Annotated in this window: 22 protein-coding genes; 21 read left to right on the top strand and 1 reads right to left on the bottom strand. The window is 65.1% G+C overall.

Annotated elements, in window-relative coordinates; translation table 11 throughout:
- Positions 1–70: 70 nt before the first annotated feature.
- The 3 genes from GT590_RS05190 to GT590_RS05180 all read left to right on the top strand — a co-directional run bounded on the left by GT590_RS05190 (position 71) and on the right by GT590_RS05180 (position 5,094).
- Positions 71–3,769, top strand: a complete 3,699-nt coding sequence (locus GT590_RS05190; RefSeq protein ID WP_233654431.1) for an EAL domain-containing protein — start codon at positions 71–73, stop codon at positions 3,767–3,769.
- Positions 3,770–4,123, top strand: coding sequence for a GGDEF domain-containing protein (locus GT590_RS05185; protein ID WP_009608102.1), 354 nt, complete (start codon positions 3,770–3,772; stop codon positions 4,121–4,123). It begins immediately after the preceding gene.
- A 227-nt stretch (positions 4,124–4,350) separates the two neighbouring features.
- Positions 4,351–5,094 (top strand): GTP pyrophosphokinase family protein, encoded by a 744-nt coding sequence (locus GT590_RS05180; RefSeq protein ID WP_009305795.1) that lies wholly within the window; start codon positions 4,351–4,353, stop codon positions 5,092–5,094.
- A 113-nt stretch (positions 5,095–5,207) separates the two neighbouring features.
- On the opposite strand, the gene GT590_RS05175 is transcribed toward GT590_RS05180, so the two are convergent.
- Complete coding sequence (locus tag GT590_RS05175; protein ID WP_114534393.1) at positions 5,208–6,197, bottom strand: TDT family transporter; 990 nt, start codon at positions 6,195–6,197, stop codon at positions 5,208–5,210.
- A 245-nt stretch (positions 6,198–6,442) separates the two neighbouring features.
- Here GT590_RS05175 and GT590_RS05170 point away from each other — a divergent pair, with 245 nt between their 5' ends.
- The 18 genes from GT590_RS05170 to GT590_RS05085 all read left to right on the top strand — a co-directional run bounded on the left by GT590_RS05170 (position 6,443) and on the right by GT590_RS05085 (position 26,394).
- Positions 6,443–7,318 carry a LysR family transcriptional regulator gene (locus tag GT590_RS05170; RefSeq protein ID WP_009608083.1) on the top strand — a complete coding sequence of 292 codons (876 nt, stop codon included), beginning with the start codon at positions 6,443–6,445 and terminating at the stop codon, positions 7,316–7,318.
- 905 nt (positions 7,319–8,223) lie between these two features.
- Entirely contained in the window at positions 8,224–9,351 is a 1,128-nt protein-coding gene (locus GT590_RS05165) for an aldo/keto reductase (RefSeq protein WP_114551878.1), read from the top strand.
- A gap of 540 nt (positions 9,352–9,891) precedes the next feature.
- Positions 9,892–10,992: a phosphate/phosphite/phosphonate ABC transporter substrate-binding protein gene (locus GT590_RS05160; RefSeq protein WP_114558111.1), complete on the top strand. Its 1,101-nt coding sequence runs from the start codon at positions 9,892–9,894 to the stop codon at positions 10,990–10,992.
- A complete protein-coding gene (gene phnC / locus GT590_RS05155; RefSeq protein ID WP_114551880.1) occupies positions 10,992–11,924 on the top strand; it encodes a phosphonate ABC transporter ATP-binding protein in 933 nt (310 codons plus the stop codon). Before GT590_RS05160 ends, phnC begins: the two co-directional genes overlap by 1 nt.
- Positions 11,921–12,781 carry an ABC transporter permease gene (locus GT590_RS05150; protein ID WP_009305801.1) on the top strand — a complete coding sequence of 287 codons (861 nt, stop codon included), beginning with the start codon at positions 11,921–11,923 and terminating at the stop codon, positions 12,779–12,781. Before phnC ends, GT590_RS05150 begins: the two co-directional genes overlap by 4 nt.
- On the top strand, positions 12,778–13,761 hold the full coding sequence (locus GT590_RS05145) for an ABC transporter permease (protein ID WP_035584314.1): 984 nt from the start codon (positions 12,778–12,780) through the stop codon (positions 13,759–13,761). Before GT590_RS05150 ends, GT590_RS05145 begins: the two co-directional genes overlap by 4 nt.
- 221 nt (positions 13,762–13,982) lie before the next feature.
- Positions 13,983–14,429, top strand: a complete 447-nt coding sequence (phnG, locus tag GT590_RS05140; RefSeq protein ID WP_306770015.1) for a phosphonate C-P lyase system protein PhnG — start codon at positions 13,983–13,985, stop codon at positions 14,427–14,429.
- Positions 14,426–15,292: a phosphonate C-P lyase system protein PhnH gene (gene phnH / locus GT590_RS05135; protein ID WP_114551881.1), complete on the top strand. Its 867-nt coding sequence runs from the start codon at positions 14,426–14,428 to the stop codon at positions 15,290–15,292. Before phnG ends, phnH begins: the two co-directional genes overlap by 4 nt.
- Positions 15,293–16,675, top strand: coding sequence for a carbon-phosphorus lyase complex subunit PhnI (locus GT590_RS05130; protein ID WP_114551882.1), 1,383 nt, complete (start codon positions 15,293–15,295; stop codon positions 16,673–16,675).
- On the top strand, positions 16,659–17,525 hold the full coding sequence (locus GT590_RS05125) for an alpha-D-ribose 1-methylphosphonate 5-phosphate C-P-lyase PhnJ (protein ID WP_114551883.1): 867 nt from the start codon (positions 16,659–16,661) through the stop codon (positions 17,523–17,525). Before GT590_RS05130 ends, GT590_RS05125 begins: the two co-directional genes overlap by 17 nt.
- A complete protein-coding gene (locus tag GT590_RS05120; protein ID WP_114551884.1) occupies positions 17,518–18,378 on the top strand; it encodes an ATP-binding cassette domain-containing protein in 861 nt (286 codons plus the stop codon). Before GT590_RS05125 ends, GT590_RS05120 begins: the two co-directional genes overlap by 8 nt.
- A gap of 174 nt (positions 18,379–18,552) precedes the next feature.
- Positions 18,553–19,905: an alpha-D-ribose 1-methylphosphonate 5-triphosphate diphosphatase gene (locus GT590_RS05115; RefSeq protein ID WP_114551885.1), complete on the top strand. Its 1,353-nt coding sequence runs from the start codon at positions 18,553–18,555 to the stop codon at positions 19,903–19,905.
- A gap of 1 nt (position 19,906) precedes the next feature.
- Positions 19,907–20,605, top strand: a complete 699-nt coding sequence (locus tag GT590_RS05110; protein WP_009305809.1) for a phosphonate C-P lyase system protein PhnL — start codon at positions 19,907–19,909, stop codon at positions 20,603–20,605.
- 363 nt (positions 20,606–20,968) lie between these two features.
- Positions 20,969–21,757 (top strand): phosphoribosyl 1,2-cyclic phosphate 1,2-diphosphodiesterase, encoded by a 789-nt coding sequence (phnPP, locus tag GT590_RS05105; protein ID WP_161170937.1) that lies wholly within the window; start codon positions 20,969–20,971, stop codon positions 21,755–21,757.
- Positions 21,758–22,089: 332 nt separating this feature from the next.
- Positions 22,090–23,223, top strand: coding sequence for an SLC13 family permease (locus GT590_RS05100; RefSeq protein WP_015759892.1), 1,134 nt, complete (start codon positions 22,090–22,092; stop codon positions 23,221–23,223).
- A gap of 189 nt (positions 23,224–23,412) precedes the next feature.
- On the top strand, positions 23,413–24,216 hold the full coding sequence (locus GT590_RS05095) for an ABC transporter substrate-binding protein (RefSeq protein WP_114519777.1): 804 nt from the start codon (positions 23,413–23,415) through the stop codon (positions 24,214–24,216).
- A gap of 18 nt (positions 24,217–24,234) precedes the next feature.
- A complete protein-coding gene (locus GT590_RS05090; protein ID WP_227791411.1) occupies positions 24,235–25,611 on the top strand; it encodes an amino acid ABC transporter permease in 1,377 nt (458 codons plus the stop codon).
- A 12-nt stretch (positions 25,612–25,623) separates the two neighbouring features.
- Positions 25,624–26,394, top strand: a complete 771-nt coding sequence (locus tag GT590_RS05085) for an amino acid ABC transporter ATP-binding protein (protein ID WP_009305814.1) — start codon at positions 25,624–25,626, stop codon at positions 26,392–26,394.
- The last annotated feature ends 172 nt before the right edge of the window (positions 26,395–26,566 follow it).

The following is a 26,566-nucleotide window of genomic DNA, read 5'->3' as shown; positions in this document are numbered from 1 at the left end:
GGGCTCATTCGGGCCTTCTGAGCACGACGCCCTCTCGGGTCTTCTAAACCGCAGCGGATTCAACGTGCGCGTGCGCGCATTGATCGACGCCCATCCCGATGAGGCGTATGTTCTTGTGTACGGCGACATCGATCGCTTCAAGGCGTATAACGATCTGTTCGGCACTTCGGCGGGCGATAGCCTGCTCGCTGATATCGGCGAGATGATCCGCCGCAATCTGCCGAGCAATGCGGCGGCGGCTCGGTTGCGCGCCGATCATTTCATCGGCTGCTTCCCGCGTTCTCTGTTCGACGCCGATCGCATGCTCGCCGTGTTCAACGACTGGTTCGCTGCCTATCGTCAGGACTTCACCTTCTTCGTTCGCATGGGGGTGTATTCCATCGACGATCCCGAGCTGGACGTCAACCTCATGTGCGACCGTGCGCTCTTGGCGCTGCGCGCCGCGAAGAGCGGTTCTGCGGGCAGCCGCTATGTGCTGTACGACGAGACGCTGCGTGCGTCGCTGCTGAAGGAGCAGCAGCTGGCGGGCGAGATGACTACCGCGCTCGACCGGGGGCAGTTCGTGCCGTTCTTCCAGCCTCAGTACTGCTATGCGACCGGCCGTATGATCGGCGCCGAAGTGCTCGCGCGCTGGAAGCATCCCAAGCGTGGTCTGCTGGGTCCCGCCGAGTTCATTCCCGTGTTCGAGCGCAACGGCCTCATCTCCCGCTTCGATTACTATATGTGGGATCAGGCGTGCCGCTGCCTGCGCGCGTGGATCGACGCGCACGGTCGCGACGCCGTGCCGCATCTGTCGGTGAACCTGTCGCGCGCCGACATCTATCGATCCGACCTGTGCTCGTATCTCAAGGGGCTCGTGGAGCGCTACGATGTGCCGCCCAGCCTGCTGAACCTCGAGATCACCGAAAGCGCGTACATGGAATCGCCTGACCAGCTGGTTGGAGCCGTCATGGAACTGCGCCGCGCCGGCTTCACCGTGGAGATGGACGACTTCGGCAGCGGATACTCGTCGCTGAACACGCTGAAAGACGTGCCTGTGGACGTGTTGAAGCTGGACATGGGCTTCCTCGATGCGCACGAGAGCTCGCGCGGCGGCCTCATCCTCGCCTCCATCGTGCGCATGGCGCGCTGGCTGAACCTGCCCGTCATCGCCGAGGGAGTGGAAACCCAGAAGCAGGCAGCATACCTGGCCAGCATAGGGTGCGAGTACATGCAGGGCTATCTGTTCTCGCGTCCGGTAGATCGCGAGACGTTCGAGCGCATGTTGATGGACGGCGGTCGAGAGTCCGTCAAGCGGCCGATCATTGAGAATCTGCAGGATGATGCATCCGAGTTTTGGAACGCGGATTCCCCGGTAACCCATTTTTTCAACAGCTACGTGGGCGCCGCCGCCATCGCCGAATACGACAACCGAACGTTGGAGATCGCGCGTGCGAACCATCAGTTCGCTGAGCTGTTCGGCATGCTCGATGATTTGGACGCGGCGGAGAGGATACGCAAGGACCTGCTGACGCAGCTGTTGGACGAGGATCGTGCCGCGCTGCATGAGGCTATTTTGCGCGCGGTGCGCGATCGCGGCGACTCCGAGAGCGAGCTGCGTTTCCGCAGCGGCGGACGAGGGCGTTGGATCCGTGTCCGCATCCGTCTGCTCTCGCGCGCGGGCAATCTCAGCAACCTCTATTTGCTTGCCGAGGAAACCACTCAGGAGCAGGCTTTGCGCGATCGGCTGGCTGCCACGCGCGACACCATTCCGGGCGGTCTGGCGTTCTACGAGGTGGCGGATCGCATTCGTCTGTTGGATTTCAGCGATGCCGCTGCCGATATGATCGGCTACACTCGCGAGGAATACCAGGCCCGCACGTTGGACGACGCGCTTGCGGTGGTGCATCCGGAAGATCGCGCACGCGTCGAAGCGGTGGCTGCCGAACTGGATGCGGGTGCGTCGCGGTCGTCGTGCACTATGCGCGTTCTGCGCGGCGACGGCAAGGTGGCGTGGCTGCATCTTTCAGCGTCGACGATGTATCGAGACGAGACGGCGCTGTACGTGGTGGCCGTGCTCATCGACGTGACGAACGAGAAGGAGAATGAGCAACGCCTCAAGGCGCAAAGCGAGCTGCAGTGCCGGTTGAGCGATTCCGTTCCGTGCGGCATCGTGCGCTATACGGTGGACGACGAGCCCCGCGTGCTATTCGTCAACCGTACGGGATGCGAGATATTCGGGTACGCCGATTTCGCTGCATATCGTGCTGGGACGGCGGGCGGTAAGATCGTACCCATCCACGATGACGACGATGAGCTGCATGCCAAGACGGTTGCGGCGCTCAAGGCCGGGGCGGCGCCCATCGGCTTCACGTATCGTTTCGTGCGAAGCGACGGCTCGATGGGATGGATCGAGGGCACGTCGGCGCTGGAGCGCGATATCGACGGCAGGACCGTCGTCCAAAGCGCGTTCCTGGATGTGTCCGACCGCCAGCAGAAGCGCTACGAACAGGATATACACCGTTATTCGATGGTGTTGTGCTCGGTGTACGACGAGATCGTCGAGTTCGATGGCGAGAACAAGACGTACCGCTCGCTGTACTCGTCGGGCAGGACGCTCGCCGACAGAACCATGCCCATGGAAGAGGCGCTCAAGTTCTGGACCGACCATCTGCCCGAGCCGGACGATCGCTTGCGCCTACGTGCCGCGATAGACGAATGCCTTGCAGACGACGGCGCCAGCCCTATCGCCTGCACCTACCGAATGGCGTTCGAAGATAGGAGCTGCTGGTACCAGAGCATTCTGCTGCGAGTGTCGGAGTCGGCCGTGCTGTGCTGCAGCAAGGACGTGACGGAACACGTGTCGAACGAGGATCGCAGGATCATGATGCGCGTGCTGGACACCATGGGCAAGCTGCCGGTGGGCGTGGGCGTGTTCGCGAAGCGCGATGGCGAGGTGCGGCTGCGCTATGCCAACGACCGACTGAGCACCATGTTCGGCGACGGGCTTCCGGGTGCGCCCGATAATCCCGATTGGGATGCGCCGCTTGAGCTGAGCGAAGAGGTGAAGCGGCTCGATCAGCGTTGCGTCGACCAGGAATTCATCGCGGATGGGAACGAATTGGACGTAGGTCTTCGTGCGGTGCGCGATAACGGAGAGGCGATTGACGTGCGGATCCAGGGTCGCGTAGCGCGCGAGCCTGACGGCGAGCTGGTTCTGTACGCAGTGGTCAGCGACGTGACGGCGGAGCTGCGCGATCAGCGTGAACGCTCTTGGCAGAATGAGCGCTATCGCCTGCTCAGCGAGATGACGCACAAGATGAGCTTCGACTACGATTCGGATTCCGACACGGTGCTTTTGTACATGGATCGCACGGGCAAGGGCATGGAAGCCCAGGTTATCCCTCATTATTTGGAAACGCTTTCGGAAACTCGCGGCAAAATCATCCATCCTGGCAGCATGGACGACGTGCGCAGGATGTTCCAGCATGCACGGTCGGGCGCCAACGAGGTGAGCGCCGAGTATCAGGCAGACTACTTCGGCAAGGGCTATGCCTGGTACCGCGCCAATCTGTTCGTTGCCCACGACGTCGCGGGCGTGTGGCATCTCGTAGGGTTGATAGAGAATATCGATGACGAGCACGATCTGCGGTTCCGTGCGGAAAACGACGCGACGACGGGGTTGAGCAACCATACCGCCACGCAGGATCTGGTTGCCTCGGCGCTCGCCGACGCATCGGTGCGGCGGCACAGCGTGTGCGTCGCGCTCGATATCGACGACTTCAAGTAGGTGAACGACACGTACGGTCACATTGAGGGCGATACGTTGCTGCATGAGGTGGGCAAGGTGCTGAGATCGAGCTTCCGCGAAAGCGACGTGCTGGGTCGCGTGGGCGGCGACGAGTTCCTGCTGCTGCTGAAAAACATCGATCTCGAAGTGGCACTGGACAAGCTGGAACAGGTCAAGCGCCAGCTTGCAGCCGTGAAGGTCGGCTCGCAGGGAAAAGCCCTGTCGGTCAGCATGGGCGTGTATGTGCCGGAAGACGATGACCTGGCGTACCGCGACGTGTTCGTGAAGGCCGACGAGGCGCTGTATCGGGCGAAGCGTTCGGGGAAGAACCGCATCTGCGTCCACGGCCGCTAGGGTCTTTTGCGACTTCCGTCATTCCGATTGCAAGCGCCAATCGCTGATCTCCTTGCCATCCTGAGCGCAGGAGGCGGAGCCGCCGGAGTCGAAGGATCCGGCGCACCGCCAGCCCTCTCCGCCTGGCGCATCTGATGATTGCGCGGGATTCGGCAGCCGGAACGCCGTTGACGTGACGGCTCGGCTATCATGGGATCGGTAGAGCCGTGCTTGAAGGAGTATTCGTTATGGCAGACGCATCGCAGCAGCCGTCCGATCGTCGACTTGCAGTCGAGGCGCAGAGAGGCGAGGGGGCCAGCCGCTTTCCCTTTTTGTTGACCGACGACCTGCGCAGCCCCCTGGACGATCTGCAGCGTCTTCGTGACGCCGAGGTGAAAACCCGCGAGATCATCCAGAAGTACCAAGCTGCCATGCGCGAGATGATGGTGCGCTTCGAGATCCTCGACCAGGATCTCAATCTCAAGAAGCACCGCAACCCCATCCATCATCTGGAGTCGCGCATAAAGAAACCTGCCAGCATCTTCGAGAAGCTGGAGCGCTACGGCAAAGAGCCCACGCTGGAGAACCTCGAGCGCTACATCATGGACGTGGCCGGCGTGCGCGTGATCTGCTCGTACATCCACGACGTGTACAACCTGCTGGAGCTGCTGCAAAAACAGGATGACCTGGAGATCGTCGAGATCAAAGACTACATCAACAATCCGAAGCCGAACGGCTATCGTAGCCTGCACGTTATCGTACGCATTCCCGTGTACTTTCTTGACAAGAAGGAACTCATTCCCGTCGAGGTGCAGCTGCGCACCATCGCCATGGACTTCTGGGCCAGCTTGGAACACGATCTGAAGTACAAGTCGGTGAGCGAGGTGCAGGGGATCGACTCCTACGACGAGCTCAAGGATTGCAGTCGCATCATCGAAGACGTGGAGTCGCGCATGCAAATCCTCGCTCGTGCGTTGGAGATGGAAGATTAGCGGCCGGAGCCAGCTGCATGGGCTGATGGCCCGCACCCGCGCGCCTTCTGCGCGGTTCCGTCAGCATCTTCCGAAAGAGGCAAGCCGACTTTCCGGCCTGCCTCTTTCTTGCTCTAGTTCTCGAAATACTCCGAGAAGCGGGCGGTCTGCTTGTTCTCGCGAATGACGGCGGCGCTCTTCGGCTCTTCGATGCGCATGAAGAAGAAGTGCAGGTAATGGATGAACACGTATCCCACCATGACCACCGACACCGCCGCCTCGGCCGCGAACAGGACGTTCAGCACTTCGGGTACCGCAAGGCCGTTAGCCTGGAAGAACGCGAGCGCCTTGCCGAGAGCCGTGGCCGTGATGACGAAGGGGAACGTCATGGCCGCGTAGCTGGGGTAGAACCGAAGGCGCAGCAGAACGGGGAGGCGCGACAGCACCACGGCGAACAGCGCTTGCGCCAACACCAGCATCGCCAGGACGAACACGAGGTTCGGCTGGGGAGCCGTGGCCAAGTAGCCTACAAGGGACAGGCTCATGGGAGCGGTGTAGATGCAGAACAGCGGGCGTGCGCTTTCGGGGATCTCGTGCTTCATGTAGCGGTACGTCACCAAGCCCAAAAGCACGACGTAGCAGGCGAATCCGAACCAGAACAGCAGATGGCCCACTGCCTCCATGCCGAACGTCGGAGAGGTGACGGACGCTACGACGATGCCCACGTAGCAGATGAAGTAGGTTGGAAACACCTCATGCAGTTTGAAGTGCGAGATGAAGCGAGCGGTGAACCAGCCCATCAGCGCGAGGTGCGCCACAACGGCCGCCGACCATAGCGCAAATGCCGGAATGTACGCGAAGGGGGCCAGGTAGCCGGCCAGCTGCATGAGCGTCATGAAGAGGGTGGCGCTGACGCTGGCCATGATGGAGTTATGCAGGTCGTCGCGAATCATATCGGGGAACAGCGCGATCTTGGCGCCGAGCATGGCGATGAGCACCAGCGACAGGATGCCGCAGACGATGTGAACGATCTCGGTGTAGGGCTGAAGCAAGTTGCCCAGCGCGGCTAAACCGAGCGCAACGCCTGCGGTGGGTATGGGGACTTTTCTGATGATCTCGCGCACGGCGCTACCTTTCTACTGTCGCGCATCTTACTCCTTGATGCGCACGATGGAGGGGCCCCGCTCGATGTTCCATCTGAAACACGCACGGGGGTCTGTCTGCGGCTTGCAAGCCTGCGACCTGGGAAGGCTCGGGACTTGCGAGTCGCTGCCCATTCTTCCATTCCCCTACGAAAAAGAAAACTTCTAAATACTTATGTTATGATTACTATATCTTATGGTTATTGTTTGTCCTGATAGAGGTCGCAATGCTGGATTTCCGTGTCGAAACGTTTCTGACCGTTTGCCGAACGATGAACTACACGCGCGCCGCTGAGGAGCTGAACATCACGCAGCCGGCGGTGTCGCAGCACATCGCGCACCTTGAGCGCGATTACGGCGTGCCGTTGTTCGCCTACCGCAACAAGAAGCTGCAGCTCACCGACGCGGGCGCGCTGCTGCGCGACGCGCTGTCCACGATGGCGCACGACGAGCGCCTGCTGCGCGACCGGATGCGCAGCTCGGCCACGGGCGCGCGCGTGGAGCTGTCGCTGGGCATGACGCTGACGGCAGGGGAGTACCTGGTGGCTGCGCCGCTGGCCGACTACCTCAGGCGACATCCTGAACTGCATGTCGCCGTGCGCTCGGGCGGCACGAGCGAGTTGCTGGCGTTGTTGAACGCAGGCGAAATAGACTGCGCGTTCGTGGAGGGCTTTTTCGACAAGAATGCGTATGCGTGGGACGTGTTCCGCACCGAACGGCTGGTGTGCGTGTGCGCGGCCGATCATGAGTTCGCCGCTCGGCCCGTGCGCGTGGAAGATCTGTTCGACGAGCGGCTCATCGTGCGCGAACCGGGGTCGGGCACGCGCGCGGTGCTCGAACACGCGCTGGCGGCTCAGAACCTTACGGTGGACGGCTTCGCGCAGGCCAGCGTGGTGGAGAGCCTTGACGTCATCAAGATCCTCGTGGAGCACGATCTGGGAATTTCGTTTCTGTACGAGGCGGCTGTGGCGCGCGAGCTGGCCGCCGGCACGCTGCGAGTCATCGATCTGGAGGGGCTCGCCATCCTGCATGACATCGCATTCATCCGCCTGAAGAACAGCGTTTTCGAGCGAGAGTTCCAGAACCTGTTCGCCGATCTCTGATCGAAGGCTTCGACGAAGCTTGCCGGTCCCTCCTTCGCCTGCTGTTCCTGCGCTCCGCTTCTCGCGCCCGTGCTCGCGCCCGTGCCTCCCCCGCGTTCGATCCCGCTCCCGCGCTCCCGCACCCGCTTCCTCGCGCTCGCGCACCCTGCGTTCGACCCGGCCACCCGCACCCGAGCTCCCCACGCCCGCGTCCAATTACTCTGGATCCGCGTCCGCGTCCAATTCCTCTGGGTTCGCGTTTTGCGCTCGATTCCGCGGGATCTGCGTTCGAGCCCGCTGCCCGGGTCTGCCTCGCCGTTCAGTTCTCCTGCGTCGCCCGGCTCGTGGGGGCGGTGCGCATCCCGGTCAGCCGGGATGTTTCACGTGAAACATCCGTACGCGTTGGAGAGGGGGCGCAGGATGGAACCCGTGCCGGCGAGCGCCCTGCGACGGATCGTTTCCCTGCACATGGAAGAGAATGCCCCCCCTATGCACGATTCTTCTCCCTCGCCATTTCTTCCGACCTGGTGTTTCCCTCCTCGCCTCCGTCGGCAGGCCCCGATAATCGTGCATAGCGCGCATTCTCTGCCGCCCCGCTTCCCGGCCTTCTGCGGGCGATGCCGGCGCGAGCCCGTTCGGGCCGAACGCGGCGGCCGGCCCCCCCCCTCGGCTGGCGCCCTCCCCGACTGGCGCCCCCCGACTGGCGCGGCCTCTCCGACCTCCTCCCGGACTGGCGCGCGGGTTCCCAATCCTGATCCTTGGCCGCCGTAGTGTCCCTGCCCGGCTCGTGGGGGCGGTGCGCATCCCGGTCAGCCGGGATGTTTCACGTGAAACATCCGTTCGCATCCTTTCTCCAAAAAACCCTCTTGACTTGGAGTCCGCTCGAAGCCCTATGATGATAGGCGAACCCATCGAGAGGAGCATCGTTGAGACCGGAATTCGAAACCACGCCGAAGCTGGGCTTCGGCTGCATGCGCCTGCCGCTGACCGATCCCGCCGACCAGCAGAGCATCGACTTGGAGCAGTTCAAGCAGATGGTGGACGCGTTCATCGAAGTCGGCGGCACGTACTTCGACACCGCGTTCGTCTACCACGAGGGCGCGTCCGAGAAGGCGCTGAAAGAGGCGCTGGTGAAGCGCTACCCGCGCGACGCGTACACGGTGGCCACGAAGTGCCTGGCCTGGGCCGCGCCCAGCGCCGAAGAGGCGAAAAGCAACCTGACCACGTCGCTGGAGCGCATGGGGCTGGACTACGTGGACTTCTACCTGCTGCACAACGTGGGCGGCGAGCGCACGGCCAAGTTCGACGAGTACGGCATGTGGGATTTCGCGCTGGACGCGAAGGAGCGCGGCCTCATCAGGAACGTCGGCTTCTCCATGCACGACGGGGCCGACGCGCTGGACGCGCTGCTGACGGCGCATCCGCAGATGGACTTCGTGCAGCTGCAGGTGAACTACCTCGACTGGGACGACCCGGTGGTGGAGGCGCGCCGCTGCATGGAGGTGGCCGCGAAGCACGGCGTGCCCGTGGTCGTCATGGAGCCCGCGCGCGGCGGCCGCCTGGTGGAGCTGCCCCAGCGCGTGGCCGACGTGCTGCGCGCGGCGAACCCCGACGCCAGCCTGGCCTCATGGGCGTATCGCTTCTGCTGCAACCAGCCGAACGTGCTCACCGTGCTCTCGGGCATGTCGAACCTGGACCAGGTGCGCCAGAACGTGGCCGACTACCAGGCGAACCGCCCGTTCTCGCCCGAGGAGCAGCAGGCGCTGGACGCAGCCGTCGAAACGCTGCGCGGCATGGCCAGCGTGCCGTGCACGAACTGCCGCTACTGCGTGAAGGACTGCCCGCAGGGCGTGGTGATCCCCGCCATCCTGGGCCTGTTGAACCTGGAGCTTATGACCGAGAACCGCGATTTCGCGAAGGGTCTTTACTCGTGGCAGGCCGCCCCTGGGCCTGCCTCGTCCTGCATCGCCTGCGGCGCCTGCGAAGCGATGTGCCCTCAAGGCATCGACATCGTCCATCAGCTGGAAGTGGCGGCCGAGCACTTCGAGGGATAGCCGCCGCCCCGCTCGGGCAAAGCCCGCAGCTCGAGGTCCGCAAGCGCGAGGCCCGCGAGCCCTGGTTCGCAGCCCGTGAGCCCAGCCCGAAGCCGTGCGCCGCGAGCCGCAAGCCCTAGCCCGCGAGCCCCAACCCGAAGCCGCAAGCCCTAGCCCGTGAGCCTGCAGCCCGGACCCTGCGTGCCTGGGCTCCGCGAACCTCGAGCTCGCAGCCCTAACCCAAAGGCCCGCTCTTTCGCAAGCGCGAACGGATGTTTCACGTGAAACATCCCGAGCGAGGCGGGGCGAACGTGGTCGGTCGATGCCGCCGCCCTCCTGCGTTTCGGTTCGCTCATCAGCTCGTTCGCGTCCGCTTTACCTGAACCTTTCTCGTTCCTGATGCCCCCTTTGCTCAAACTTGGGGGCATCTTTACGCGCGCCTTCCTTCGTCCTTACCTTCCTTTCTTACGATGGTTCTCGCACGTTGGCCGCAGGGTCAACTCGTGCCGAAGACGAATGCGATCCCGGCGATTGCGCCGGGGATACGAGAGGAACGCAACTATGGCAGAAGGGTTTTTGAGCAGGCGCCAGTTCGTGGCCGGCAGCGCGGCGCTGGCGATGGCGGGCATGTTCGGCGCTTTGACGGGCTGCACGGCCGGCGGCTCCGGCGCGGCTGCGGGCGCGGACACGGCTTCGGCCTCCGCCGGCGGCGACGCAGCCTCTTCCACCGATCCCATCACCATGGTGTGGCTGCCCGACAACTCCTCGGCCGACCTCACCTCCTCGCGCGAGGCCATCGGCGCGGCCATCACGGCGGCATGCGGCCGCGAGGCGAATCTGCTGACCACCACCGACTACAACGTGGCCATCGAGTCCATCGCGTCGGGCAAGGCGCAGATGGCGCTGTTGGGCCCCGAGGGCTACGTGCAGGCCAACAAGAAGAACCCGAAGGTGCTGGCCGCCTTCACGAACAGCGACGAGGACGGCGGCCTCGACGGCGCCTGCTACTACAGCCGCATCTGCGTGCGCAAAGAAGACGCCGACCAGTACAAAAACGGCGGCAGCTTCTCCATCGAGAACATCAAGGGCAAGTCGTTCTCGTTCGTGTCTGCCACGTCCACCTCGGGCTTCAAGGTGCCGTCGAGCGGCATCGTCACCGAGTTCGGCCTCGACGGCTCCGACGAGCTGCTGGAAGGCGGCAAGTTCTTCAGCGAAGTGCTGTTCGGCAACTCGCATGTGGGATCGTTGGTGAATCTGCTGTCCGGCGATGCCGATGCGGCCGCGTTCGACGATGTGGACGTGGATATGTACCTCGACCTCGTGTCCGGCGAGGCCAACAGCATCGGCGCGGTGTACAAGGCCAAGGACGACGCCGAGGCTCCCGTGGACTCGGTGCGCGGCAAGGAATTCACCATCATCGCCATCACGCCGGTGCTGAACTCGCCCATCTGCTTCAACGAGGAAGCCATCTCCGACGACGACCGCACGAAGATCATCGACTACTTCTGCTCCGATAAGGTAGCCAACGACAAGGCCATCTTCATCGATCCCGAGGACGAGAACGCCAAGGGCCTGTTCGAGAAGGATTCCGAGAAGACCTGCTTCGTGAAGACCGACGACGCCTGGTACGAGCCCATCCGCAAACTGGGCGGGACTGCGTAATGAGCGAGGTGCTGGGAACATCTCCGGTCGAGCGGCAGGGCCTCGAGCCGCTGCTCCTCCTTGAGGGCGTAACGAAAAGCTACGACGGGTGGTCGAAGGCTCTTGACGACGTGTCGCTTTCCGTGGCGCGCGGCGAATTCGTCAGCATCATCGGCTGCTCGGGCGCGGGCAAATCCACGCTGTTGCGCTGTGTGAACCGCCTGATCGATCCCACGCAGGGCAGCGTCGTCTTCGACGGCGACGACGTGACGCATGTGCGCGGACGGGCGCTGCGCCAGACGCGTCGCCGCATCGCCATGGTGTTCCAGCACTACAACCTGGTGTACCGTGCCACCGCCATCGAGAACGTGCTGCAGGGGCGCTTGGGCTACAAGTCCGCCGTCGCCGGCATGCTGGGTCTGTTCAGCGAGGACGAGAAGCGCCGTGCGTTCGAGATTCTCGACCAGGTGGGTCTGGCCGACTTCGCGTACGCGCGCACCGACCAGCTGTCCGGCGGACAGAAGCAGCGCGTAGGCATCGCCCGGGCGCTCGTGCAGGACCCGCTGCTCATGCTGGCCGACGAGCCCATCGCCAGCCTCGACCCGAAGTCATCGCGCACGGTGATGGAGCACCTGCGTTGGGCGGCCGACGAGCTGGGCGTGGCGTGCCTGGCTAACTTGCACCAAGTTGACTTCGCCATGGAATTCTCCGATCGTATCGTGGCGCTGAAGAAGGGCCGCGTCGTGTTCGACGGCGCGCCGCACCTGTTGGACGAGGCCGCCATCGCCGACATATACGGCACGAACGAGGAAGCCGAAGCCGGAAGCGACTTCGGCGAACGAAGCGTTCGGCAGGTCGGCGAGCTATCGAGCTCTCGAACGCGCGAGGCGGATCCAGAAAGGCTCGGAAAAGCGGAGGCGAAGGATTCCTCCTCGCCGGAGGTGGCGGCATGACCGAGCGTGTTCTGCAGTCGGCCGGCTTCCTTTCGCGTCTGCGCGGCAGGCGCGCGGTGCCGCGCGGCGCCTACGACCCGTCGTTCTTTCTGCGGCGCACGGCGGCCGTCGTCGGCATGGCGCTCGTGTTCGTGGCGCTGGGCGCGCTGTCGGGCACCTATGTCGGCTTCGATTTCATGCAGGCAATCCTCGACGTCCCGGGCGGGCTCGTTTGGATGGCGACGCAATTCGTCCCTTCCCTTACCTCCCTCCAGAAGCTGGACACCATCCTTCCCGCCTTGGGTTCGACGATTCTCGCCTCGATCGCCTCCAGTTGCACGGCGGCGGTTCTGGCGTATATCTGCGCGGTGCTGGGCTCGCGATCGGTGGGGGTGGGTGGGCCGTTTCCCCTCATCGTGCGGGCCGTCGCGTCGCTGTTCCGCAACATCCCGGTGGTGGCCTGGGCGTTCATCCTGCTGTTCTCGTTCAAGCAGAGCGAGTTCACCGGGTTCTTCGCGCTGTTCCTCACCAGCTTCGGTTACCTGACGCGCTGTTTTCTGGAGAGCATCGACGAGATGAGCGCGGGTCCCGTGGAGGCTCTGCGCGCCTCCGGGGCGACCTACGGCCAGATCGTGGCTCAGGCGGTCGTCCCCATGAGCATCACGTCGGTGATCAGCTGGGTCATGTACATGATCGAGACGAACATCCGCGACGCCACGCTCATCGGCCTGCTCACAGGCACGGGCATCGGATTTGTGTTCGACGTGTATTACAAAAGCTTCCGCTACGACATCGCCGGGCTGGTCATCCTATCCATCGTCCTCGTGGTCATCGCCTGCGAGCTAACCTCGAACTTCGTGAGGAGGAAGGTCATATGATGGCGAATGCCGACAAAGTGGCTGCCGAAGCGAACGCGGCGGCCATCGCCGAGGACGTCGGCATCGTGCAGGGCGCCTCGGCCGACGCGCTCGGAATAGGCGCCGGTGCTGCGGAAACCCTCGATGGCGATACGAACGACCTGTGTGGCATGGGCGCGCGCACGTCGCGCTCGGGGAAGATCAAGGTGCATGTGGCCAGCAAGTCGACCGTGGCGCTGTACGTTGTGCTGAGCGTGCTGGCAGCCATCACCGTGTTCGCGCTTGTGGTGATGGACTACGGCAAAGTGTCGTTTCCCGCAGCGATGGCCGCGGCCGTGGAAGACTTCGTCACCATGATGACGCAGCCGGGGCTGGGCGGGCACTTCACGCTGCCCGACGTGATCGAAGGTCTGTTCGTGTCGCTGGCGCTGGCGCTTCTGACCACGTTCATCGGCGCGGTGATCGCGTTCGTGCTGGGTTTGCTGGCGGCCTGCAACCTGTCCAGCAAGGGCATGAGCAACGCCATCAAGGTGTTCATGAGCGTGGCGCGCGCCGTGCCCACCATTTTGTGGGTGCTCGTGTTCTCGGTGGCCATCGGCCTGGGGCCGGAGGCGGCTGTCACAGGCCTTTTGTTCCACAGCGTGGCGTACCTGGTGAAGGCGTACTCGGAAAGCTTCGAGGAAGTGGACGCCGGCGTGCTGGAAGCGCTGCGCGCCAGCGGTGCGTCGTGGTGGCAGGTAGTGTTCCAGGGCGTGGTGCCCGAAAAGGTGAACGAGATGCTGTCGTGGACGTTCATCCGCTTCGAGATCAACTTCGTCAACGCCGTGGCCGTGGGCGCCGTGGCGGGCGCGGGCGGCATTGGCTACCAGCTGTTCCTGGCCGGTAGCTTCTACTACAACATCCACGAGGTGGGGCTGATCGTGTACTTGTGCCTGGCGGTGGCCGTGGTGCTGGAAGTGGCGGCCACGCAGCTGCGCAAGCGCTACATCGTGCAGCACTGATTTGTCTTGCGAGCGGGAGGGCCTGGGGGCTGCGGGGCCCGGGGCGATGCCCAGTCGCTCAAACAGTCCTCGCTTCGCTGCGAAACTCGCTTGGTGGGCACCACCCCGGGCCCCGCAGCCCCCAGGCCTCTTGCATGTTGAAACGATCGTTCTGCGCGGGGCGCTTGCGCGGATTCGCGGCCGGTGTATGAAGAGAGAAAAACTCAGATGGGAGTGGTGTTTTGTTGAAACGGTATGAGCGTACTCGTGCTTTGGTGGAGGGCGATCCGGCGTTGGCTCGGGCCATCGTGTGCGAGGTAGAGCGCGATGGGGCGCAGGGCGCCGTCGCGGTGCTCGACGAGCCGCGCGAGGAGCTGGTGATGGTGCAGGCGCGCGAGACGGCGCAGGGAAGCCTGTTCTTTCTGGGCGAGGCGCTGATGACGTCGTGCCGCGTGCGCGTGGGCGACGCCGTGGGCCTGGGCCTCGTGCTGGGCAGCGATCGGTGCCGCGCTTACGAGCTTGCCGTGGTGGACGCGGTGTTCTCCGGCGCGGCGGGCGACGCGTGGGCTTCCCGTTGGGACGCTTCCCTGCGCGCCGAGCTAGCGCGCGTCGAAGCGCGCGACCAGCGCGAGGCGCGCCGCACCGCGGCGACGAAGGTTGATTTCTCGACTATGAAGGTGGAAGCATGACGATACGAGAAGACGCTGACCTGCATCGCGCCCAGCGGGCGTTCCGCTGCGTGCTCGATGCGTTCGCGCATCCGGGAACCGTGCACCGGTTGGTGCCGGCGCCCGAGAACCCGGCGAGCCCTGTTGCGCTCGACGCGTCGTTGGAGCTGGTGGTGCGCCTGTTCGTGGACCAGGCGGTGACGTTCTGCGTGGCCGATTCCGAGTCCGACGCCGTGGCCGCGTACCTTACGAGCGAGACGCACGCGCGTCGGGCGCCCCTGCGCGATGCCGACTTCGTAGTGGTGCCCGCGCGCGCCGACGCGCAAACGGCCAGCGAGGCCGTGGCCGAGGCGTGCCGCGGCACGCTGGTGTCGCCGGAGAAGGGAGCGACTCTGCTCATGGGCTGCGCGCGCTTGGCCGGCGTGCCCGAGAGCGGCGAGGTGACCGAGCCGGCCGTGCACGTGGTGGCGCTGCAGGGCCCGGGGGTGGAGCGCGAGAACCGCTTCGCCGTCGATCGCGTGGACTGGCTGCGCGCCCGCGACGCGCGCGGCGACGAGTTCCCTTGCGGCATCGAGATCGTGCTGGTAGACCCGGAGGGTCGCATAGCGGCCGTTCCGCGCAGCTCGAGCGCGCGACGCCTCGCCGACCCCGCAACCGGGTTCGGCGCCGACCCCGCGTCTGACCTCGCGCGCGACGCTGCAACCAACCCAGCGCCCGGCCTCGATCCCTCAACCGATCCCGCGTCGATGTTTCACGTGAAACAATCGACTCAATGTAGTGCGACAAAAGAACAAATGTTTCACGTGAAACATTCCGAGTCCGTGCCTGCTGAGGGGTTCGCGCCCGCCGCAACCGCCGTATCCGCTGCGAAGGGGGTGCGCTAGATGGGATACGTTGCCGTGCGCGGTGGCGGAAAAGCCATCGAGGAAAGCCTCAAGCTGCTGGAATACCAGCGCGTTAGCGCGTCGTCCGCCTGGGGCACCGACGAGATCGAGGGCACGTTTCCCGAACTGGTCGACCAGGTAATGGGCGAGGCCTCGCTCTACGCGCCGCGTCTGGCCGCGCTGGCGCTCAAGCAGGCGCAGGGCTCGCCCGACGAGGCCGTGTTCCTGCTGCGCGCGTTCCGCTCCACGCTGGAGCGCCCCTACGTGTCGCGTCCGGTGGACACGGGCGCCATGCGCGTGAACCGCCGCGTGTCGGCCGCGTTCAAGGACGTGCCCGGCGGCCAGGTGCTGGGCGCCACGCGCGACTACAGCCACCGCCTGCTGGCGTTCGACCTGGAAACCGAGGGCGCCGAAGAGCTGGCCGAGAAGCGCGCCGAACTGGCCGCTCACTTCGAGAGTGCCGCCGAGGCCCTCGAGGCCGCGCCCGACGTTGCGCTCGCCGCTTCCCCGTGCGCGGAGATCCCCGTAGGGGCGGGCTGCTGCCCGCCCGCGGGCGCCCAGCAGGGCGCCCCTACGAAGCCTCCCGACACCGCCGCGCCCGGCGCGTCCCAAACCCCTGCGACCCTTCCGCGCGTGCTGGACTACCTGCGCGCCCAAGGCCTGCTCGCGTACGTCGAAGCCGACGACGCGCCGCCGGTGGACGCCACCATGGCGCCGCTGTCGTTCCCGGCGCCGCGCTCGGTGCGCTTGCAGACGCTCGCGCGCGGCATGACGCAGGCCGTCGAGGCGCTGGGGTACGCCGCCATCCGCGGCTTCGGCCCCGCGCATCCCACGGTGGGCGAGCTTCGCTCCGGTCGCGTGGCCGTGGCCGTCGACCATCCGCTCGAGGCGGGCGGCGAGCAAGACGCCTACTACCTGGGCTCCGTCCCGGTGACCGAGGTGGAAAGCGTGTTCGAGAGCGAGGGCGAAAGCGATGCCGACGGCGGCACGGCGACGGCCATGCGTTCTGATGGCGGCGGCCTGTCGCTGGCCATCGGCTACGGCCTGGTGTTCGGCCGCGCCGAGACGAAGGCCATCGCCATGAGCGTGCTCGACCACTGTCTTGAGCACGGCGACAAGCGGTTCCCCACCGAGGACGAGGAGTTCGTGCTGTACCACGTGGACGGCGTGGAGGCTACCGGCTTCATCTCGCACCTCAAGCTGCCCCACTACGTCACGTTCCAGTCGAAGCTGTCCAGCGTGCGCGGCACGCGTGACGAGCACAGCGAATGCGGCGAGCGCGACCCGCGCGTCACGCTCGCCGTGCGCGACCCGCAAAGTACGCGCGACCCGCACGATCAACCCGCCGAGTCGAAGGAGGCCCGCGATGCAGCAGCGCTATAACTACGCGTTCTTCGACGAGGCGTCGAAGCGCGAGATCCGCCGCGCCCTGATCAAGGGCGTGTCCATCCCCGGCTACCAGGTGCCCTTCGCCTCGCGCGAGATGCCCATCGGGCGCGGTTGGGGCACGGGCGGCCTGCAGATCACGCTGGCTATCATCGGCCCCGACGACACGCTCAAGGTGATCGACCAGGGCTCCGACGACAGCGTGAACGCCGTCAACATCAAGAAGCTGGTCGTCGACACCACCGACGTGGAGGTGACCGATGCCACCGAGGATGCCACGCTCATCCAGTCGCGCCACCGCATTCCCGAGCATCCGCTGGACGACGGCCAGATCCTCGTGCTGCAGGTGCCCACGCCCGAGCCGCTGCGCAGCTTCGAGCCCAGCGAGGCCGCCACGAAGCGCCTCCACGCCGAGGCCGACTACACCGGCGCGTGGTTGGAACTGTTCGACCAGATCGTGCGCTACGACGCCGCCACCACCGGCGCCGACCACCCCGTGCAGGTGTTCGGCCGCTACGTGATGGCGCCGTCGCCCATCCCGCGCTTCGACAATCTGAAGCTGAACCAGGCGCGCCACCTCACGCTGTTGGGGGCGGGCCGCGAGAAGAAGATCTACGCCGTGCCGCCCTTCACCGATGTCAAGCCGCTCGATTTCGAGGACTACCCGTTCGCGGTGGAAACCTTCGAGGGAAAGTGCTGCCGCCTGTGCGGCGCCGAGGGCGTCTACCTGGACGAGCTGGTGGACGAAGCCACCGGCGAAACCTACTACCAATGCAACGATACGGCCTGGTGTACGCAGCGGCGCGAAACGACCGGCGATTCTCAGAAAGGAACTTCCCATGCTTGATGCGCAACGGTTCGGCGTCGACGAGGAGCCGTGCTTGTCGGTGCGCCACCTGTCGAAGCGTTTCGGCGCGGGCTGCCCGCACTGCCTTGCTCCCGCGGCGCAGCTGGAACGCAACGTATGCCCGCGTTGCGGCACGGTGCTCGCCGTGCGCGACGTCAGCCTGGACGTGTTCCCGGCCGAGATCGTCGGCATCGTGGGCGAGTCGGGAAGCGGTAAGTCGTCGCTGATGAAGTGCCTGTTCTTCGACGAAGAGGCCACCGAGGGCGACGTGCGCGCCCGTCCCTTCGACGGCGGCGCGGCGAACCTGCTGCAGCTGTCGCCCCAGCATCAGCGCGCCATCCGCAACACGGTGTTCGGCATGGTGTACCAGAACCCCTACCTGGGGCTGCGCATGGATTTCTCCAGCCTGTCGAACATCGCCGAGCAGATGATCGCCGCCGGCAACCGCAACGTGGGCGCCATGCGCGCTCGCGGGGAGGAGCTGCTCGCGCGCGTGAACATCCCGCTGTCGCGCGAGGCCGAGCCGCCGCGCAACTTCTCCGGCGGCATGCAGCAGCGCGTCCAGATAGCCAAGGCGCTGTCGAACAATCCGCCCATCCTGCTGCTCGACGAGGTGACCACGGGCCTCGACCTCTCCGTGCAGGCGGCCGTGCTCGACCTCATCCAGCAGATCAGGCGCGATTTCAACGTCAGCATGCTGGTGGTCAGCCACGACCTGGGCGTCATCCGCATGCTGGCCGACCGCACGCTGGTCATGCTGGACGGCCGCGTCATCGAAAGCGGCCTGACCGACCAGATCCTGGAAGACCCCCAACACGCATACACCCAACAGCTCGTCTACTCCTTGCTCTGACGAGCAAGGAGTACGCCGACGCTGCGGGCTCTTCCGGTGTCCGATCTTGGCGCTCCAAGCCCTCGTCGCGTACCAAAGTACGCTTCCTCGGTCTTTCACGCCAATCTCGGGCACCGGAAGAACCCTCGCTGACTTACTACGCCAACATGTGACCCTTTGAAAGGAACCTGCACCATGGACACCAATTCTTGCATCATCCGCGGCGGCACGGTGGTGTGCGCCGACCGCGTGCTTCCCGACTGCGACGTCGTGGTCATCGACGGGCGCATCGCCGCCATCGAGCCGGTGGGCGCGTCCGACTTCGACGCGCAGCCCGATGCCACGATGGGCGTGCTGCCCGTGGTGGACGCGCGCGGTGCGTACGTGGTGCCCGGCCTCATCGACATCCACTCGGACTACGTGGAGAACGTGGCCTCGCCGCGCCCCAGCGTGGTCATGGACCTGTCCACGTCGCTGTACAAGGCCGACCGCGAGCTGGTGTCGCACGGCGTGACCACCATCTTCCACTCGCTGTCGGTGTACGGCGCGCACGTGTTCGACCACAAGCCCATCCGCGATTTCGGCAACGTGAGCGCCCTCATCGACCGCGTGGCCGCCCTGCGCGCGGGCGAGGAGCGCGACCACCTCATCCGCCACCGCCTGCACATGCGCGTGGAGCTGGACTCGGTGGACCTGTACGACGACATCGAGAGCTTCCTGCGCTCGGGCAAGGTGGACCTCGTGTCGTTCATGGACCACACGCCGGGGCAGGGTCAGTACCGCGACCTGCTGGTGTTCGGCGACACGCTGAAGGGCTACCGCGATGTCAGCGACGAGGACGTGCGCGACATCGTGCGTCAGCAGCAGGAGAGCCAGAAGCTCACGTACGCCCAGATCACCGCGCTGGCCAGCGTGGCGCGCGAGCGCGGCGTGTCCATCGCCTCGCACGACGACGACAGCGAGGACAAGCTGGCGTTCATGGACGGCCTCGAGGCCACCATCTCCGAGTTCCCCATCTCGCTGGACATTGCGCGCGCGGCACGGGCGCGCGGCATGCACACCATCGCGGGCGCGCCGAACGTGATGCTGGGTCACAGCCACTCGGGCAACCTCAGCGCGCGCGAGGCCGTGCAGGCCGGCGCCATCGACGTGTTGTGCAGCGACTACTACCCGGCGGCGCTGCTGGATGCGGTGTTCACGCTTCGCGACCAGTGCGGGCTCGACATCGCGAAGGCGTTCGCGCTGGTCACCATCAACCCGGCGAAGGCAGCGGGCATCGCCGACGAGGTGGGCTCCATCGCGGTGGGCAAGCGCGCCGACGTGCTGCTGGTGCGCGAGATCTCCTGCGGCGAAGGCTCGGGCGAGCACCCGGTCGCGGGGCCGGACAGTCGCGTCGCGCGCACGATGCCCGTGGTCACGCGCGCGTTCGTGGGCGGCCGCTCGGTGTTTCGCTCGCACTATCCCGACCAGCCGCGCGGCTATGGACGCGACACCGAGCAGCTCGTCTCGCTCGACCAGCTGTCCCGCCCTCTGGCCAAGGCGGTGTAGCATGGCGCTCCTCCGAATCGACGGCCTGTCCAAAACCTTCCTGCTCCATCGCGTGAACCGGCGCGTGCAAGGGTGCCAGGACATCGACTTCGCCATCGAACCGGGCCAGTTCGTGGGCATCACGGGGCGCAGCGGCAGCGGCAAGTCCACCATCCTGCGCTGCATCTGGCGCACAAACCTGCCCGAGCGCGGCCGCATTCTGTACGACTCGCAGCGCTTCGGCATGCTGGACCTGGCCCAGGCCACGCAGCGCCAGATGCTGTACCTGCGCGCCTACGAGCTGGGCTACGTCTCCCAGTTCCTCAACGCCCTGCCGCGCCAAACCGCCTACGACATCGTGCTGAAAAGCGCGTTGGAAGCGTACGGCGCCGACGAGCGCTCCCGCGCCGAAGAGGAGACCGAGCGCATGCTGCGCCACTTCGATCTGGACGAAGGCCTGTGGGAGCTGTACCCCCGCACGTTCTCGGGCGGCGAGAAGCTGCGCCTCAACATCGCCGCCGCCATGATCAAGCGCCCGCGCCTGCTGCTGCTCGACGAGCCCACGGCCTCGCTCGACAACGCGTCGAAGCTCAAGGTGCGCTCCCTCATCGAGCAGCTGAAAGCCGAAGGCACCACGATGCTCGGCATCTTCCACGACCTCGAATTCATGGAAGGCTTGTGCGATCATGAGTTCAACATGCAGGAGGGGATGATGGCGTGACGAGGATGTATCGCCCGCGCCCGACGCCGTGCGGTCGCGAGCAGGAAAGGGTGGCGCGCAAGAGAACGGATGTTTCACGTGAAACATCCGGAGGCGGCGACGGAGCCCCTTGCGGCGGCGACCTTCGTGGCGACGGCGCCTTGCGCGGTCGCGCAACGTCGTCCCAATGGCAAAAAGCATTCGAATTCGGAATCTCGAGCTGTCTTTTCGCGGCGCAGGAAAGCGGAACGCTGGCAAAACGCCTGGTCGTGGAAAACCATGCCCCGACTTCTCGCATAGTCCAACCCTATGAGGCGGGCACGCCTTCCGAATTCGATGCTTTTTTGCCATCCCAGCCGTATTCCGTACCGCGAAAGGGGAATCGTGATCGAAGATCTTCACGTGCATTCGACGATGTCCGATGGATCGGACACGTTCGAGCAGGTGCTCGAACAGGCGGCGCAGCGAGGCGTCGAGCGCCTGGCGTTCACGAACCACGACACCACTGCCGGGCTGACCGCCGCTCGCGAGCTGGGCGAGCGCCTGGGCGTGCAGGTGGTGGGCGGCATCGAGGTGAGCGCCTACGACTTCGAGCGCGGCCGCAAGGTGCACATCCTGGGGCTGGGCATCGAGGAGGGCGCCCCCGCGCTGGCCGCCCTGTGCGGGCCTACGCTTGAGCGCCGTCACGCGAACTCGCTGTGGCAGCTGGACCGGTTGGTGGAAGCGGGCTACGAAGTGGACGTAGAGCGCGCGCTTGAGCTGGGCCGCGCGTCCACGTGCCTGTACAAGCAGCACCTCATGGCCGCGCTCACCAGCGAGCCGTACCCCAGCGCCGGCTACCGCACGCTGTATCGCAGCCTGTTCAAGGACGGCGGCATCTGCGACCGCGATATCGACTACGTGGACGCGCGCGACGCCGTGCGGGTCGTCGTGGAGGACGGCGGGCTGGCGGTGCTCGCGCATCCCGGCCAGCTTGACAGCTACGATCTGCTTCCCGACCTGGTGGAATGCGGTCTCGGCGGCATCGAGCGCTTCCATCCCGACCACACCTTGGCGGATCACGCTCGCTGTGCAGAGCTGGCTGTCCGTCACCGCCTCGTCTGCACGAGCGGCTCCGACTACCACGGAAGGTTCGGCAGGGTTCCCCATGTGGGGTTTCGCGTTCCGGCGTAGATTACGCGAGCCTTCCGGAGCGCTAGGGCGCATGCCGCTGCGTGCGCAGGCCCGCCGAATCGGCCTGGGAGGCCGCCCTGCGCACCGACCGCTCCGTCCCCGCGATCGCCCGCTCCGCATCGACGCGGCCGCGTCCTGCGCCCCGCGATCGCGACCTCGTACGGGCGGGGGTTCGCGCGCTTTGGCGGTTGTACGCCGTCCGTCGACGCGCTACACTGGTCGCCATGACGCGCGACCCCTCATCGACTTCGCCGAACGCCCCTGATCCGAGGGGCGTTTTTTCGCGCGCCCGCATCGCTTCGGCCTGCCTGCGCTTCGCGCGGACCCACGCGGTGCTGCTTGTGTCGGCGCTCGCCGCGGCGGCCACCATGCTGGTCGTGCCGCCCGACGCCTCCTATCTGGGCTACTTCGATCTTAAAACGCTCGCTTGCCTGTTCGGCATCCTCGCGCTCGTCGGTGCGCTGCGCAACGCAGGCGTGTTCGAAGCAACGGCTCGCGCGATGGTGGCGCGCTTCTCCACCTGCCGCGCGGCCGTCGCGGCCATCGTGGGCATCACGCTCGTGCTGTCGATGATCGCCACGAACGACATGGCTCTCATCATGATGCTGCCCCTCTGTGCGGCGACTTTGCTCAAAGCGGGGTGGGAACGTGCGCTTCCCTTCGCGTTCATCATGCAGAGCCTGGCGGCGAATCTCGGCGGCATGATCGTGCCGTTCGGAAACCCGCAGAACCTCTACCTGTTCGAGCGGTTCGACATCCCGCTGACGGACTTCCTTGCTACCATGGCGTTGCCCTTTGCCGTGTCGGTGCTGCTCATCGGCCTGAGCTGCGCCCTGTTCGCGAAGCCGACGCCGCGCGCTTCCGAAGGGCGGCCTGCGGAGGGGCGGCACCTCGCGCGATCCGACGTCGCCCCTGTCGACCGTCGTCGCGCCATCGCGTTCGGCGCGCTGCTTCTGGTGGTCATCGCCTCGGTGTTTCGCCTGGTTCCGTATCCGGTTTCGCTCGTCGCCGTGGTAGCCGGCTTGCTCGTGCTCGACCGTCGCGCCCTGCGCTCGGTGGACTTCGGGCTGCTGCTCACCTTCGTCTGCTTCTTCGTGTTCGCGGGCAATATGGCGCGCATCCCCTCGGTCGAAGCGGTGTTGTCCCAGGCGATGGCCGATAACGCGCTGCTGGCCAGCGCGGCCGCCAGCCAGATCGTCAGCAACGTGCCGGCCGCGGTGTTGCTGTCGCATTTCACCGACAGCTATCAGGCGCTGCTCGTGGGCGTGAACATCGGCGGCGCGGGCACGCTGGTGGCATCGCTGGCCAGCCTCATCACGTTCAACCAGTATCGTGCCGTGCGTGCTGCGCTCGGGCGCCGTCCCGAATTGGCGCGCCAAACGGCGAGCGGCTTCGTCGCGCGCTTCACGGCTTTCAATTTCGCGTTTCTCGCGGTGCTGTATGCTGTGTGCGCCGTATGCGGATAGCCGCTCCATCGCTCTAGCGCGCTAAACCGCACGGCCCTCCGAAACGACCGCTCGGGGGCCATCACGCTCAACTAACCCTTCTCTTGGCGCTTAGACCTTTGATAAAGAGCGTCCGGGGCCGTATAGTAGTGCGACTGCATCATACTTATAGTGTTCGAGAAAAGCGGATGCAGTGGAAAGGGGAGGAACATGAATATCAAGAAATGGGGCGCGCTCGTCGCCGCAGGCGCGTTGGCCGCGTCGCTCGCGCTGTTCGGCTGCTCGTCCGGAGATCAGGGAGCCACCACCAGCAGCACCAGCGGGAACGATGCGGGCTACACGTTGGTCAACGACGGCAAGCTGACGGTGGCGGCGTCGCTCGACTTCCCGCCGTTCGAGAATCTCAACGGCGACAAGCCCGAAGGCTTCGCGGTGGACCTCATGACCTTGCTGGCGGAAGAGATGGGTCTCGAGTGCGAGTATCTGCCGTCCACCAAGTTCGACACCATCGTGCCGCTCATCCAGACCGGCGGCAAGGCTGACGTCGGCGTGTCTTCGTTCACCATCACCGACAAGCGCCTGCAGCAGGTGGATTTCACCGATCCGTACTGCAACGTGAACCAGAGCATCACCGTGCGCAGCGATTCGGGCATCACCGACGTCGCCCAGCTTGAGGGCAAGAAGATCGGAGCCCAAAGCGGCACGACCGGCTACGAGTGGGCTGCCGAGAACATCAAAGATGCCGAGGTTACCGGTTACGACGAGATGACGGCTGTGTTCGCCGCGCTCGACTCCGGCCAGATCGATGCCGTGTCCGTGGACTTGCCGGTGGCGAACTACTACGTGAGGTCGTACTCGGACTGCCAGGTGATCAAGGAGATTCCCACGGGCGAGCAGTATGCCGTCGCAGTGAGCAAGGAGAACCCCGAGCTCACGAAGGCGCTGAACAAAGCGCTGCAGGCCGTGCATGACAACGGCAAGTACGACGAACTTGCCGCCAAGTGGCTTCAGTAAATCAACCAGCGTGACATCATGAGTATCATTCGATGCACGCGGATGCACCTGGCAAGTGCCGCAGCGCTTTTGGCCGCTGCGGCACTTGCCGTGCTGTTCGCGTTTCCGCTGAGCGCTCAGGCGATGGAGGTTGAGCGATGGACCGCCCAGCCCAACGACGACGCGCTCGAAAAGGTCATGGGCGCCACGCCCACGCGCGTCACGTGGCAAGGGCAGACCGCCGAAGACGAATCGCTGTCGGCGTTGGCTATCGATCTGCCCGAAGGCTCGTCAGTCGACGCCGAGAACGTCAAGGTTACCGTCATGAACGGCCTCGATCGCCTCGACGTCGCCTCGAAGGTGCAGGTTGACGGCGGATCGCTGGTCACGGTGACGTTCCCCGAGGCCACGCCCGCCGGCTCTCTTGTCATGGTGGAGTGCAACCGCACGCTTTTGCCGGGCGATGGGGGAACCTTCGGCCTGACGGGAAGCTATACCACGGCGGACGGGCAGACGCTCGACATGCCTGCCTCCGACAAGACGTTCGACGTGGTCAGCACGTCTCCGGCCGAGCAATTGTCCACTTGGCTCGGCATGCAGGATTGGGTGAAGGCGTGGAACTCCAACAAGTTCCTCCACCTGTTCTTCGACCCCAGCATCATCGTCACCTCGGTGCCGGTGGTGTTCAGCGGATGGCTTATCGCCATCGCGCTCGTCATCGTCAGCTTTCCGCTGGCCATTCCCATCGGCCTTCTGTGGTCGTTCATGCGCATGGCGAAAAGCCGTGTCCCGCGCGCTCTCGGCGCTACGTACATCAACATCGTGCGCGGTACGCCGCTGTTCCTGCAGATATACATCGCGTTTTTCGGTTTGCCGCTGCTCGGCATTAAAATGGATCTGTTCGTGTTGGGCGCAATCGTCCTCGTGCTGAACTCCAGCGCGTACCTGGCGGAGATATTCCGCGCGGGCATCCAGTCCATCAACGGCGGCCAGTTCGAAGCTGCGCGCTCCTTGGGCATGAATGGCGCGCAGACGATGTTCTACGTTATCATCCCGCAGACCGTGCGGCGCGTGATCCCCACGATGACGAGTGAGTTCATCCTCATGTACAAGGACACGTCGCTGTTGGCCGCCGTAGGCGTCATGGAGATCATGATGTACGCGAAAACCATCACGGCCGCTACGGGCAACGTGACGCCGTATATCGTGGCCGCCGGCTTCTACCTTATCGTGACCATTCCCATGACGAAGCTCATCAACTCGATGGAGCAGCGCATGGCGGGCGGCCGCAAGAAGCGTAAGAAGGGCGTGACCATCACGTCGGAAGAGGCCGTGCTGCCCGACTCCGATGCGGCCGTGTCCAAGAGCCTGCGCATGTCCGAGACGCTGGCCGGCTCCAACCATATCAGCCATTAAGGAGGTGCGGATATGAGCGAAGAAAGCACAAATGCAGCTGACGTGCGCGTCGGCGAGCCGGTGGTCCGCATCGAGGGGCTGCGCAAATCGTTCGGCGACAACGTGGTGCTGCGCGGGATCGATCTGGAGGTGCAGCGCGGCGAAGTGGTGGTCATCCTGGGTCCGTCGGGTTCGGGCAAGTCGACGCTGCTGCGCTGCGTGAACTTGCTGGAAACGCCCACGGACGGGCGCATCTTCTTCGAGGACACCGAGATCACCGCGAAGAAGACCGACATCAACAAGGTGCGCGCCAAAGTGGGCATGGTGTTCCAGAACTTCAACCTGTTCCCACACCTCACGGCGAAGAAGAACGTGATGCTGGCGCAGCAGAAGGTGCTGCATCGCGGCAAGGAAGAGGCCGAGAAGATCGCCGTCGAGCAGCTGACCCGCGTAGGCCTGGCCGACCGTGTGGACTACAAGCCCTCCGAGCTGTCGGGCGGCCAGCAGCAGCGCGTGGCCATCGCCCGCGCGCTTGCCATGGACCCGCACGTCATGCTGTTCGACGAGGCCACCAGCGCGCTGGACCCCGAACTCGTGCGCGACGTGCTGGGCGTCATGAAAGGCCTGGCGAAGGGCGGCATGACCATGATCGTGGTCACCCACGAGATGGGCTTCGCCCGCGACGTGGCCGACCGCGTCATCTTCATGGACGGCGGCTTCATCGTGGAGCAGGGCACGCCCGAAGAGGTGTTCGACCACCCCAAGTCCGATCGGACGAAAGACTTCCTGGGCCACATCTCATAGTTCCCGCCGCGCCCCGCCCCAGCGGGGCGCGCCCACATCCAAGCGACCGGCGCTCCGCTCAGGATGACGGCTTGCCATGGGCGACAGTCTATCCGTACAGATGTTTCACGTGAAACATCTTCGTCGGCACTTCATAGCCCCGCCGCGCCCCGCCGACCAACCGACCCGGCGG

Origin of the sequence: Eggerthella sp. BIOML-A1, from assembly GCF_009875595.1 — a bacterium.
Lineage (GTDB): Bacteria > Actinomycetota > Coriobacteriia > Coriobacteriales > Eggerthellaceae > Eggerthella > Eggerthella lenta.
The sequence above is the reverse complement of the archived record's forward strand: the minus strand, read 5'-3'. Positions and strand labels throughout refer to the sequence as shown.